The organism is Catellatospora sp. TT07R-123, from assembly GCF_018327705.1.
Taxonomy (GTDB): Bacteria; Actinomycetota; Actinomycetes; order Mycobacteriales; family Micromonosporaceae; genus Catellatospora.
The window spans coordinates 1,752,080-1,763,681 of sequence record NZ_BNEM01000001.1; the positions used below are offsets into that span (position 1 = coordinate 1,752,080).

Annotated in this window: 12 protein-coding genes; 4 read left to right on the forward strand and 8 right to left on the reverse strand. The window is 74.2% G+C overall.

Annotation, left to right across the window (positions count from 1 at the left end):
• Positions 1-140: 140 nt before the first annotated feature.
• Positions 141-374, reverse strand: a complete 234-nt coding sequence (locus tag Cs7R123_RS07275) for a helix-turn-helix transcriptional regulator (RefSeq protein ID WP_212824478.1) — start codon at positions 372-374, stop codon at positions 141-143.
• A complete protein-coding gene (locus Cs7R123_RS07280; protein WP_212824480.1) occupies positions 374-1,075 on the reverse strand; it encodes a DUF2975 domain-containing protein in 702 nt (233 codons plus the stop codon). The genes Cs7R123_RS07275 and Cs7R123_RS07280 overlap by 1 nt, the downstream gene beginning before the upstream one ends.
• A gap of 289 nt (positions 1,076-1,364) precedes the next feature.
• On the opposite strand from Cs7R123_RS07280, the gene Cs7R123_RS07285 reads away from it, so the two are divergent.
• Positions 1,365-2,000, forward strand: coding sequence for a hypothetical protein (locus Cs7R123_RS07285; RefSeq protein WP_212824482.1), 636 nt, complete (start codon positions 1,365-1,367; stop codon positions 1,998-2,000).
• A 69-nt stretch (positions 2,001-2,069) separates the two neighbouring features.
• On the forward strand, positions 2,070-2,990 hold the full coding sequence (locus Cs7R123_RS07290; RefSeq protein WP_212824484.1) for a hypothetical protein: 921 nt from the start codon (positions 2,070-2,072) through the stop codon (positions 2,988-2,990).
• A 175-nt stretch (positions 2,991-3,165) separates the two neighbouring features.
• On the opposite strand, the gene Cs7R123_RS07295 is transcribed toward Cs7R123_RS07290, so the two are convergent.
• The 4 genes from Cs7R123_RS07295 to Cs7R123_RS07310 all read right to left on the reverse strand — a co-directional run bounded on the left by Cs7R123_RS07295 (position 3,166) and on the right by Cs7R123_RS07310 (position 8,489).
• A complete protein-coding gene (locus tag Cs7R123_RS07295; RefSeq protein WP_212824485.1) occupies positions 3,166-6,198 on the reverse strand; it encodes a poly(A) polymerase in 3,033 nt (1,010 codons plus the stop codon).
• A gap of 50 nt (positions 6,199-6,248) precedes the next feature.
• On the reverse strand, positions 6,249-7,166 hold the full coding sequence (locus tag Cs7R123_RS07300) for a hypothetical protein (protein WP_244871667.1): 918 nt from the start codon (positions 7,164-7,166) through the stop codon (positions 6,249-6,251).
• 3 nt (positions 7,167-7,169) lie between these two features.
• Positions 7,170-7,976, reverse strand: a complete 807-nt coding sequence (locus Cs7R123_RS07305; protein ID WP_244871668.1) for a MerR family transcriptional regulator — start codon at positions 7,974-7,976, stop codon at positions 7,170-7,172.
• A gap of 126 nt (positions 7,977-8,102) precedes the next feature.
• Positions 8,103-8,489, reverse strand: coding sequence for a hypothetical protein (locus tag Cs7R123_RS07310; RefSeq protein WP_212824489.1), 387 nt, complete (start codon positions 8,487-8,489; stop codon positions 8,103-8,105).
• Between the two features lie 86 nt (positions 8,490-8,575).
• Between Cs7R123_RS07310 and Cs7R123_RS07315 the strand changes: the two genes are divergently transcribed.
• Both Cs7R123_RS07315 and Cs7R123_RS07320 read left to right on the forward strand, forming a co-directional pair.
• A complete protein-coding gene (locus tag Cs7R123_RS07315; RefSeq protein WP_212824491.1) occupies positions 8,576-9,028 on the forward strand; it encodes a MarR family winged helix-turn-helix transcriptional regulator in 453 nt (150 codons plus the stop codon).
• Positions 9,029-9,096: 68 nt separating this feature from the next.
• Positions 9,097-9,735, forward strand: coding sequence for a hypothetical protein (locus Cs7R123_RS07320; RefSeq protein ID WP_212824493.1), 639 nt, complete (start codon positions 9,097-9,099; stop codon positions 9,733-9,735).
• A gap of 73 nt (positions 9,736-9,808) precedes the next feature.
• Here Cs7R123_RS07320 and Cs7R123_RS07325 read toward each other — a convergent pair whose 3' ends face one another.
• Both Cs7R123_RS07325 and Cs7R123_RS07330 read right to left on the reverse strand, forming a co-directional pair.
• Complete coding sequence (locus Cs7R123_RS07325) at positions 9,809-10,642, reverse strand: carbohydrate ABC transporter permease (RefSeq protein ID WP_212824495.1); 834 nt, start codon at positions 10,640-10,642, stop codon at positions 9,809-9,811.
• Positions 10,639-11,598, reverse strand: a complete 960-nt coding sequence (locus tag Cs7R123_RS07330) for a carbohydrate ABC transporter permease (RefSeq protein WP_212824497.1) — start codon at positions 11,596-11,598, stop codon at positions 10,639-10,641. The genes Cs7R123_RS07325 and Cs7R123_RS07330 overlap by 4 nt, the downstream gene beginning before the upstream one ends.
• Between the last annotated feature and the right edge of the window lie 4 nt (positions 11,599-11,602).

Sequence of the window (11,602 nt, forward strand, 5' to 3'; positions counted from 1 at the left end):
GTAATAGGCCAACGTCTATGAAAAACGGGGCGGGTGGCATCGCGTCCTGACAGCACTCCGCTCGTCGGCGCCGTGTCCGCATGGCGCCGTGTCCACATGGCGGGCGGGCCGGCGGCCTTCGTGTCCGCCGGGATGGCGGTTCAGGCGGCGGTGTCGACTTCCAGGAGGTCGCCGGGGGTGCAGGACAGCGCGTCGCAGAGGGCGGTGAGGGTGGAGAAGCGGATCGCGCGGGCCCGCCCGTTCTTCAGCACGGACAGGTTGACCACGCTCACCCCGACCCGCTCCGACAGCTCGACCAGGGTCATCCCGCGCTCGGCGAGCAGCCGGTCCAGGTGGACGGTCACCCGGTGCCCGGCGTCGTCGGCCTCGGTCATCAGACCAGCCCGTCGACGTCGGCGCGCAGCCGTACGCCCTGGCGGAAGACCTCGGCCAGCAGCAGGACCACGGCCCCGGCGACCAGCGGCACCCAGCTGAACGAGAACACCGCCCGGACCACGCCCGCCGCGGCCGAGTGCTCGACGACCAGCCGGTGCGCCTGGTACGCGACGAGCTGCACCGCGCTGCCCCCGGCCGCGACGGCCAGGCCGACGCCGACCATGCGCCGGGCGTTGCCGACGGTGAACACCTCGCCGGCGGGCACGGTGCGCACGGTCCGCCACAGCAGCCACAGCACCAGCAGGATCAGCGCCTGGGCGAGCAGCTCGGGGGCGACGTAGGCGAGGCGGTCGCCGAGGTCCATGCCCCAGAAGCTCAGGCGCATGTCGCCCCACGGCATCAGCTCGACCGGCAGGCGGCCGGTCGTGGCGTCGCGGGTGCCGTCCGAGGTGTCGACCCAGTCGAAGATAGGCTTGGCGCCGGTCCCGGCGCTCTGCCATCGCTGCGCGAACTGCGCGCCGGGCTGCACCGCGACCTGCGGCACCGACTGCGGCACGGGCATCGGCGCGACCCCGCGCACGAGATCGAGCCCGGCGGGCCCGAGCAGCGCCGGCCACACGCCGAAGACCAGCACGAACACCGCCACGACGCCGAGCAGTACGGTGAGCAGCCGCGCACTCACCTTGACCGTCGCACCCATGCTTCCTCCCCCATATCGTTCTTCGTTATGCCGACCGATACTGCATATCGAAATTCGATATGTCAAGGCCGGTTCGACGGTCAGCCGTGAACGGGGTCGTCCACAGCGGACGGACATTGAGGACGCGAGCGCGGACACGCGGTGCGGTCGTGGTTTCGACCGGATACGGCAGCCGTTCGGACACGGTCGCGGCGGCGGCGGGGCGGCTACGATACGCGCAGGCGAGCCGGGAGACCGGTGCCGGTACCACGATCGGTCGGCTATCCAGCGACGACGGGTGAGGACGCCCATGCGGGTGGAGTTGGCACTGCCGCAGGAACCCGAGCTGCTCGACGTCGAGCTCGTCGACGCCGACAGGGGCGAGCCGCTGCCCGCCGCGACCGGATCCCGCTGCCGTCTCGGCACGCCGGTCGTGCACCGGGCCAAGGCCGACGACGGCCGCCTGCTGGTCGCGGTCGCGCTGCCGTGCGGCTTCACCGGCGGACCGGAGCCGGTCACCCGCGCCGCGCTCACCGCCGCGCTGCGCAGCCGCGACGGCTCGGCCGTCCACCCCGTCGCGTACGGGCTGAGCCCCGCGCGCCTGGCCCACGCCACCGGCAGCCGCCCCGCCGCGCTGGCGTTCGAGGTGTCGTGGACCCCGGCCGTCAAGGTCGAGTTCGGCACGCCCGCCGAACCGGTGCACGCCGAGTACTACCTGCGGGCGTACGGCGAGGGCGCCAGCGAGGTGACCTGGAAGTTCCGGGAGACCACCACCGCCCGCGTCGACGGGGTCGAATGGCTGGCCATGGTCGTGGTCGCCGACCCGTCCGCCGGGGGCGAGGCGGAGCTGGCGGTCACCGCGTCGGTGCGGCGGGCCGGGGGCGACGTCGCGGCATACCGGGCGAAGCTGCCCGACCACCTCGCCCGCCTGCGCCTGACCGACTGACCCGGCCACCGGACCGCCCGGGAGCCTCGCCGGGCTCCGGCGCGTCGAAGCCCGGCGGAGGTGGTCGTGATGGCTCGACGGCACTGGACGCTGCTGGTGGCAGCGATGATCGCACTCGGCGGCTGCGCCGGCCAGGGCGGGGGCGCCGAGGTCGGTGGATCCGGCGGTGATGCCGACGGCGCGGGTCTGGCCCGGATGCGCCAGCAGGCCCACGACGCGCTCGACCGGTACACCGCCGCGGTGAAGGCCGCGGGCGGCACATCGTTCGTGCCGGTGGGGCCGCGCACCGGCCAGATCGGAGACTGGGAGGCCGACCAGGGCGACAACAAGGCCGCCCTGGTCGCCGGACAGGTCGTCGCGGCGACGGCGTGGCCGACCCCTTCCCCGACGACCGGAAGGGTGGTCTGGGCGAGCGGCTCGGCCCAGGAGTTCCCGCTGCTGTCACCCGGGCAGGCGATAGCCGCGATGGTGGTCGAGGGTCAGCGCTCCGGCTGCGGCGGGTGCGCCCCGCTCCAGGTCACCGACGCGAAGCTGACCACCGGCAGCATCGACACCACCCGGGGCGCCGCGGTCGTGCCGGTCTGGGAGTTCACACTGCGCGGCAGCGCGGTGCGGATCACCCGCGTGGCCGTGGACCCTGCCGTGACCGTCACCGTGGCGCCGCCTTCGTGGGATCCGAACCACTCCCCCGCCGGGCTGCGGATCGAGTCGGCGACCACGTCGGCGGGCAGCTCCGAGCTGATCGCGCACTTCACCGGCAACGGCGGCCCGGCCAGCCAGCCGTGCGGGGCCGACTACACCACCGAGGCGATCGAGTCCGAGACGGCGGTCGTGGTCATCGTGGTGACCCACCTGCACTCCGGCGACGACATGTGCAACGCGATGGGATACCTGCGGCAGGCGCCGGTCCGGCTGAGCCGCCCGCTCGGCGAGCGGGCCGTGCTGGAGGTCGTGGAGGGCCAGCCGGTCCCGCTGACGATCACGCCCTGACCCCTCTTCGTGGTCCCTCTTCGTTCGTGGTCCCTCTTCGTTCGTGCAGTTTCGGGGAAACTGCACGAATACGGCTCAAGATTCCTGCACCTTCCCCGAAACTGCACCGACCCGCGCACGCCCGCACGCGGCGGGCGGGCGGGGTGGGCGGGGTGGACGGGCGGGTGGTGCGGGGTCAGGTGAGGGTGGGGATGGTGCCGTTGTCGGTCAGGGTGACGTCGACGGTGGGCAGGTCGGCTGACCAGCGGGCGGTGACGGCGGCGAGCACGGCGGTGTCGGGCGGCGCCGCGCCCAGCCCGATCGCGTACCGCACGGTGGGACCGGTCGTCCACGGCCGCGGCCAGGCGTGCACATCGGGCACCCCGGCCTGCTCCAGTGCCGTGACCAGCGCCCGCAGGCGGCCCCGGACCCGTCCCACGGCCTGCTCGCGCTCGTCGGCGCCGTCGGCGCGCACCGCGACGACCGCCCAGGCCGCGTGGCGGCGGTGCAGCGGCGGCGGCGCGACGAGCTGCGCGAACGCGTCACCGCCGGTCGCGGCGGCTTCCTCCAGCAGCTCCCAGGCCCGGTAGAGCTCGCTGGTGAGCAGGTCGACCATGCCCGGTCCGGCCTGGTCGGTGCAGGAGCGCACGGGCTCGCTCGGGGTCAGCACCGTGCCGGGAGGGGTGCCCGGCACGGCCGGAGCCTCGTGCAGCGCCACCGGCTCGCGCCAGTCCCACCCGGCCCAGTCGCCGAAGAAGCGGCGCAGCAGCTGCTCGGGCGGCAGCGTCCCGGCTGCCCGTACGGTCCGGGCCGCCAGCACCGTCCAGGCCAGCCCGGGCAGCCCGCCGAACGGCGCCGAGTCCAGCCCCCGCGCCCGCGCCCATGCCTTGACCTGCCGGGCGAGCAGCGCGAACGCGGCCGGGTCGGCGGCGGTGGCGGCACCGACCGCAGCGGCGTCGGTGACCGCGCTGAGCGCGATCGCGGCCGCCTCGCCGAGCTCGGCCCGGCGCGCCACGGCCTCGGCGGGGTCGAGGGCACCGGTGCCGACGAGCACCAGGTCGACGTCGCGGCCGCCCGCCGGGCCGGTGTGCAGCCGCAGGCCGGGCACCCGGGCGCCGGTGACCTGCCGGACCCGTACCGCATCGGGCAGGGCCGCGACCACGCGCGCCCGGATCCCGGCCGGATCCACCGTGCCCGGCAGCGCCACCACCAGGTCGATGTCGGCGCCCGGCAGCGCGCAGCCCATCGCCCGCGAGCCGGCCAGGTGCACCGCCGCCTCCGGCAGCGCCGCCCGGACAGCCGCGACGACAGCGTCGGCCGCGTTCGCGTCGGCTGGCGACGCGGTCGCGCACGTCGCGGTGGACGGCGATGCGGTGGACGGCGATGCGGTGGACGGCGATGCGGTGGACGGCGATGCGGTGGACGGCGACGCGGTCGCGCGCGTCGCGGTGGACGGCGATGCGGTGGACGGCGACGCGGTGGACGGCGACGCGGTCGCGCGCGTCGCGGTGGACGGGTGCGTAGTGAACGGCGGCGCGGTGGACGGTGGCGCGGCGTCGGTGGTGGAGGGTTCGTCGAGCCAGCGCAGGTCACCGGTGCCGAGGGTGAGCACGGCGCGGGGGCGCATCGGCCCGTCGCCGCGGCGCGACAGCAGCACCAGCTCGCCGACCCGCGCCGTCGCGGCGGTCAGGCGGGCGGCGCAGGCGACGGCGACCGGCTGCGGATCGTGGCTGCGGCCCAGGCTCAGGTGCGGGGTGTAGCCCTCGGCCCGGCCCCGGCAGCGCGGGAACCGGGCCGCGAACGCCCGGTGCAGCCGCACCCAGGCCTGCTCGTCGGCGGCGGCCGGGTCGAGCCAGACGGTGGCGTCGTCGCGGTGGCCGAAGGTGTGCACTCCGTCCAGCGTGGCGGTGAACGGGGCGAGCTCGGCCGCGGCCGCGGCCAGCAGCGGCGCCGCCTGCTCGAACGCGGACTCGGGCACGAATCCGAACAGGACGTTCACGTGCGGCGGCCAGCGGTCGAAGCTCGGGTCGTGCCGGGCGCGCAGCTCCTGGATCGCGGGCCACAGCTGCTGCGGCGGCAGCCAGGCCAGCGCGGTGCGGGCCGTCGGCGCGGTGTCGAGCACCGACCCGGCGGGCTCGCCGAAGGCCAGCTCGGCCAGCACGCCGTAGTGGTCGGACGGGAACAGCGCGCGGTCGGGCAGCTGGTGCGGGCGGTCGCCCAGCAGCAGCGCCGCGTCGGGGCGGGCGGTGCCGCGTACCATGATCCGGTCCAGCCGCGACGCCCGGCCCGACAGCGACGACACCGCCGCGAGCGGGTTGGCGACCGGGTCGAACGTCGGCGTCTGGTCGGCGGGGCCGTGCACCAGGGTCCAACCGTCGCTCATCCCGAGGGTGCCCGCGAGCCCGGCGGTGCCGTCGTTGAAGTCCCCGGCGAGCACCACGTCGCCGGTGATCCCGGCCAGCCCCTCGGCCAGGCGGGCCAGCTCGGACTGCCGCACCCGGGCGCCGCCGTCGGTGTGGTCGCTGGTCAGGTGGGTGGCGGCGACGACGAGCGGGCCGGTCGCGGTGTCGACGACGATCGCGGCCAGCGCCTTGTACGCCGCCAGCCGGTGCCACCCCACCTCGCGCACCGGCAGCCTGCTCAGCAGCGCCAGGCCGCTCTGCTCGACCTCGCGCACCCCGGCGCACACCGTGTAGCGCTCGCGCACCCACGGCTGCGCCAGCAGCAGGTCCAGCAGCGCCGGCTCGACCTCCTGGAGCGCGATCACGTCGGCGTCGGCGGCGCGCAGCGCGTCCAGCAGCAGCGGCCGCCGCAGCGCGGTGTCGATCAGGTCGCCGTCGTAGCGGTCCCACAGCGTGTTCCACGTCAGCACCCGCAGCCGCCCGGGGCCGGGCGCGGCCGCCGGGGCGGGGGCCGGCTGCCAGCCGTCGCGCCAGGTCCGGGCGGTCCCGGCGGTGAAGAACGGGGCGCGCAGCGCGTGCTCGTCGCGTACCCGGCCGGCGGTGCTGGTGTCGAGGCGGTCCACGCCCGCGGCCCGGTCCCAGACGGTCTCCCCGTCGGCCTCGATGTACAGCACGCGGTGCCACGGGATGTCGCCGCCGGGCGTGAACGCGGGCAGCGCGACCCGCTTGGGCGCGGCGCCGCGCTGGCTGACCCCGAGCACGAACCGGGCGGGGTCGAACCGCGGATCCCACCGGACGCGGTGGTAGATGTCCTCACTGGTACGCATGGCGCGCCCAGTATGGCCCGGACGCCCGCCCCCGCTCACCGCATTTCCGCTCAGCCCAGCGCGGCCGCCAGCTCCGCGTAGGTGGGGGCGAGCAGCCGCATCGTGTCGGCGACGGCCCTGTCCCGTTCGGCGACGACGTCGTACTGGAGGCTGCCGACCAGGCGGGCCTGCCGGGTGGCGACCGCCGCCGCCGCGGCCAGGCCCAGGCCGGACAGCGCGGTGGCGGCGTCGGCCAGGCGGCGGGCGCCGACGCGGACCGCGAACCACATCAGGTGGGCGCGCAGGCCCGGGGCCAGTCCGGCCTCGGCGAGCTGGGCGAACCGCTCGGCCGCGGCGGCGCCGCCGAGGGTGCCGGGCGGCACGGGCAGGTCGGTGCGGCCGTGCAGCCAGGCGCGCGCGGCGGGCAGCGACGCCCGCAGCGCCGCCTCGGCGGTCACCGCGCGGAGCTGCTGAAAACCGCTGCGCATGGTGTACGCCTGCGTCCGGTACCCGATCGTGTCGGCCCGCCACGCGGTCAGGAAGTCGGCGACCGGCAGCGTCGCGTACGGGTGCCCGTGCGGGTCGTGGAACTCGACGAGGCCGTCGCCGACCGCCAGCACCGACACGAAGTGGTCGGACTCGATCGGCCCGTTCATCCCCGGCAGGTGCCGCAGCCACCCCATCTCGACCGGCCCGGCCAGCACCGGCCCGTCCTGCGCCGCCGTACGCAGCCGCCCCAGCGCCGCCTGCTCGTCATCAGCGCCCTCCCGCAGACACGTCCAGCCCAGCAGCCCGATCGCGGTGTCCAGCCCCTGGTCGGGGTCCCAGCCGTACGGGTCGAACAGCGGCAGCTCGCCGCCGAGCAGCTGGAACCCGAACGGCGACCCGGTCAGCACCTCGATCGTGGACGGGGACGGCGCGGCCGCGCCGAGCTGCATCGCCAGCGAGTTCGCGTAGCAGTAGGGACCGGATCCGAGGTAGGGGTGCACGGCTCAGCTTCCTTCGGTGGCGGTGACGGTGACGGGATAGGTGATGTCCAGCGGCGCGCCGCCGGTGCCGGGGTGGATCTCGACCGGCCCACCGGAGCAGACCAGCCTGTTCGCGTCGATCCAGGCCTCCAGCGCCTCGTACGCGCCGAGGATGTGCGGGAACACGGCGTCGGCTGCGGCGACCGGCAGGCAGGCGTCGGTGCCGCCGGGCGACAGGCGCACCAGCAGGTCGTCGACGGGTTCGACCGAGCCGGTGAACGCGATCGCGACCTCGACCGGGCCGTCGCTGTCGTGGGTGACGAAGTCGTGGAAGTGGACGAGCACCGGCCCGTCGGCGGGCAGCCCGCACCCGCGCAGCCGGGCCTGGATGTCTTCACGGGTCTGGGCGACGAAGGCGGCGAGGTCGTCGATGAAGACATGGCGGCGGCGCGACAGCAGCTTGCGCGGCGGGCGGGGGCGCAGCACGGGCGTGCCCGGCATGGGCGCGGCGTCGGTGTCCAGGGCCTCGACCAGTTCCCGCTGGTGGCGCAGCCGGTCCTCGCGGGCGGACAGCCAGGCGCGCAGCTCGGCCTGCCGGGCCTGCGGGCCGAGGTCGAGCAGGGTGGCGATGCGGACCAGCGGCAGGTCCAGGGCGCGCAGCCGGGCGATGAGGCGCCCGCGCGGCACCTGGTCGCGGTGGTAGCGGCGGTAGCCCGTTCCCGGGTCTATCCCGGCGGGCACCAGCAGGCCCTGGTCGGCGTAGAGGCGCAGCGCCTTCGGCGACAGGCGGGTCGCCGCGCCGAACTCGCCGGGCAGCAGGTCGTCGGTCACCGGCCCATCCTGGGCCACGCCCCAGGGGCGAGGTCAACCACGCGACCACGGCGGACGCGGGTGGGCCGGCGTGACCCGGCCTGCGCCCGCCCCAGGGTATGACCGCGAGGCGGGCGCAGGCCGGGGTCAGGCGGTGCGCACCGTCCACGCCGACGGGAGGCCGCGCCGGATCCACCAGGCCGACAGCAGGTGGACCGCCGCCAGCGAGCCGCCGCCGAAGATCATGCCGGGTTGGCCGTACCGCAGGCCGATCAGTGCGTCGGCCGCCTGCACCACGCCCGCGACGGCCAGCATCGGCACGAGGGCGGACCAGCGGCCGAGGGCGAACAGCGCGATGGTCGCGGCGCCCAGCGGGATCGCCCGCGCCCCGTAGACCAGGGCGTAGAACGGCGCGCCGCCCGACCCGTCGGCCAGCAGCGACGGGTCGGCCATGCCGGCGACCGCGAAACCCATCGCGATGACCGTGCCGGCGATGTTGAGCGCGGCCAGGCTGCGCCGGAATCGGATCTCCACAGCTGCTCCAATCGGTCAGAGGCTGAATCAATCATAAGGTAAATGATTCAGCTCTTGAATGATTTCGAAACGGTAGCATCGCCGTCATGGCACCTGTCAAGCCCTCATCCCCGCTCGGCACCGCGTCGTTCCGGCTGGGCGTGCTCGGCGCGATCCTGACCGAGGCGTACGGAGAGCTCATCGACGGCCTGCGGCTCAAGCACAAGCACGTCGGCACCCTCGCCGTGCTCGACGCCCTGGGCCCGCTGTCCCAGCAGGAGCTGGCCAGGACGCTGCGAGTCGCGCCGAGCCTGGTCGTCACCCTCGCCGACCACCTGGAAGGGCTCGGCGCGATCGCGCGGGAACGCGACGCCGCAGACCGGCGCCGTCAGGTGCTCACGCTGACCGACGAGGGCAGGCGGCTGCTGGCCGAGTGCGCCGGGCTGGCCGCGGGCCTCGACGCCGAGTTCCTCAGCGGCCTGACCGCCGTTCAGCGGGCCGGTCTGGACACCGCACTCGACCGGCTGGCCGCCCGCCACCTGGACATCGGCGGAGCCTAGGCGCGGCGGCAGCCGCGTTTGCCGGGATAAACCCGGCGCCACCTGGTGTGATGAACCGGGAGGGGCCGATGGTCGACTGGGTCACGATCGCCGATCTCGGCACGGCCGCCGGGACGGCGCTGCTGGCGGTCGCGACCTTCGCCTCGACGCGTTCGGCGGGCCGGGCCACGGCGAACGCCGAGCGGGCGCTGCTGGAGAGCCTGCGCCCGATCCTCGTGCCGTCCCGGTGGGAGGACCCCAAGCAGGAGATCCGCTTCCTGGACGGGCGCTGGTTCTGCGTACACGGCGGACGCGCCGCCCTGGAGGCCACCGACGAGGTCTTCTACCTGGTCATGTCGGTGCGCAACGTCGGCCGGGGGCTGGCGGTGCTGCACGGCTGGGACCTGCCGGAGCAGGAGCACAGCCCGCACCGCGACCCGGCCGACTTCCGCCGCCTGACCCGCGACGTCTACGTGCCCGCCGGGGACCAGGGGTTCAGCCAGCTGACGGTGCGCGATCCGACCAGCCCGCAGTACCGCACCATGTGCGACATCGTCGCCGCCGGCGGCGAGCTGTGGGTGGACCTGCTCTACGGCGACGCCGAGCGCACCCAGCGCGTCATCACCCGGTTCGTGGTGTCGCGGAACCCGGTGCAGGACTCCGCCGAGCACGGGTGGGCCGTCGCCGCCCAGCGGCACTGGAACCTGGACCGCCCGGATCCGCGCTGACCGGCCCGGGTCTGCGGACCGGGGCCGGCCGGAAAGTCCCCGACCGGCCCCGCCACCCCCGAGAGGAATGCCGTCAGCCCTTGACCCCGGTCAGGGTCACGCCCTGCACGAACGCCTTCTGGGCGAAGAAGAAGACGATCAGGATGGGGATGATGGTCAGCATGGTCGCGGCGCTGACCAGGTGCCATTCCACATGGTGCAGGCTGCGGAAGCTGGCCAGGCCCAGCGAGACCGTCCAGGCCTGCTCGTTCTCGCTGGCGTACAGCAGGGGGCCGTAGTAGTCGTTCCAGGCGTAGAAGAACTGGAACATGGCGGCGGCCGCGATGCCGGGGCGGGCCATCGGGATGATGACCTTCCAGAGCGTGCGCCACTCCCCCGCCCCGTCCACCCGGGCCGCGTCGAGGTACTCGTCCGGGATGGTCAGCATGAACTGGCGCAGCAGGAAGATGGAGAACGCGTCCCCGGCCAGCATCGGCAGGATCAGCGGCCACAGCGACCCGGTCAGGCCCGCGTTGGCCCAGAACAGGTACAGCGGCACCGTGGTGACCTGCGGCGGCAGCATCATCATGCAGATGATCGCGATCATCATCGTCTGCCGGCCGCGCCAGCGCAGCTTCGCCAGCCCGTACGCGGCCGGGACGCTGGCCAGCAGCATGAAGACCGTGGCCAGTCCCGCGTACAGCACCGTGTTGAGCAGGTAGCGCAGCAGCGGTGCCCGGCTGAACGCGTCGGCGTAGTTCTCCGGATGCCACGTGGTCGGCCACAGCTGCGAGGTCAGCGCCTGGTCGCTGGTCATGAACGAGGTCAGCGCCAGGAACAGCACCGGGGCCACGAACATGACGGCCAGCGCGATCGTCACGCTGTGCCGTGCGACCATCAGCAGGAACGGCTGCTTCTTGGCGTTCATTTCGCGTACTCCCGGAATCGGCGCAGCAGGATCAGCGTGGCCGCGATGGAGACCACGAACAGCACCACGGCCAGCACGTTGGCGTAGCCGAGCACGTGGTATCGGAAGCCGACGATGTACAGCCACAGCGGGTATGTATAGGTCGACCCGTTGGGGTAGCCGAACGTGTCGGAGATGCCGCCACCGCCGCTGACCGCGCCGGAGGCGACACTGGCGGCGACGGCTGCCTGGGTGAAGTACTGGAGCGTGCCGATGATGCCGGTGATCGCGGCGAACAGCAGCACCGGCGAGATGCCGGGCAGCGTGACGTACCGGAAGCGCTGCCAGGTGCCCGCGCCGTCGAGCGCGGCCGCCTCGTGCAGCTCCACCGGGACGTCCAGCAGCGCCGCGATGAAGATCATCATCAGGTCGCCGACGCCCCACAGGGCCAGCAGCACCAGCGACGGCTTGGACCAGTCCGGGTCGTTGAACCACAGCGGCGGATCGCTGACACCCAGGTGCCCCAGCAGCGTGTTCACCGGCCCGGTGCCCGGCTTGAGCAGGAGCACGAACGCCAGCGTCGCGGCGACCGGCGGAGCCAGCGCGGGCAGGTAGAACAGCGTGCGGTAGATCCCGCGGCCCCGCTTGACCTGGTTGAGCAGGATCGCGGTCAGCAGCGCCCCGAGCATGCGCGCCGGGACCATCACCGCCACCAGCCACAGCGTGTTCTTGGCCGCCTTGACGACGTTGTCGTCCTCCAGCAGGAACTTCCAGTTGTCCAGGCCGACCCACTCCGGCGCCTGGATCATGTTGAACCGGGTGAAGGAGAAGTAGATCGCCGCGAGCAGCGGATACACCAGGAACAGGATCAGCCCGACCAGGACCGGGGCGACGAAGACGTACGGCGTGAGCCTGCGGCGCGTCTTGAGGGAGAGAAGGCGGGAGGTGCCGGGAGCCCCGGCACCTGCGCGTACCACGTCG

Coding starts and splice junctions, on each gene's coding strand:
- Cs7R123_RS07315 (WP_212824491.1), top strand. CDS start 8,576: ATGGCACCTGTCAAGCCCTCATCCCCGCTCGGCACCGCGTCGTTCCGG.
- Cs7R123_RS07285 (WP_212824482.1), top strand. CDS start 1,365: ATGCGGGTGGAGTTGGCACTGCCGCAGGAACCCGAGCTGCTCGACGTC.
- Cs7R123_RS07275 (WP_212824478.1), bottom strand. CDS start 374: ATGACCGAGGCCGACGACGCCGGGCACCGGGTGACCGTCCACCTGGAC.
- Cs7R123_RS07295 (WP_212824485.1), bottom strand. CDS start 6,198: ATGCGTACCAGTGAGGACATCTACCACCGCGTCCGGTGGGATCCGCGG.
- Cs7R123_RS07280 (WP_212824480.1), bottom strand. CDS start 1,075: ATGGGTGCGACGGTCAAGGTGAGTGCGCGGCTGCTCACCGTACTGCTC.
- Cs7R123_RS07290 (WP_212824484.1), top strand. CDS start 2,070: ATGGCTCGACGGCACTGGACGCTGCTGGTGGCAGCGATGATCGCACTC.
- Cs7R123_RS07320 (WP_212824493.1), top strand. CDS start 9,097: ATGGTCGACTGGGTCACGATCGCCGATCTCGGCACGGCCGCCGGGACG.
- Cs7R123_RS07325 (WP_212824495.1), bottom strand. CDS start 10,642: ATGAACGCCAAGAAGCAGCCGTTCCTGCTGATGGTCGCACGGCACAGC.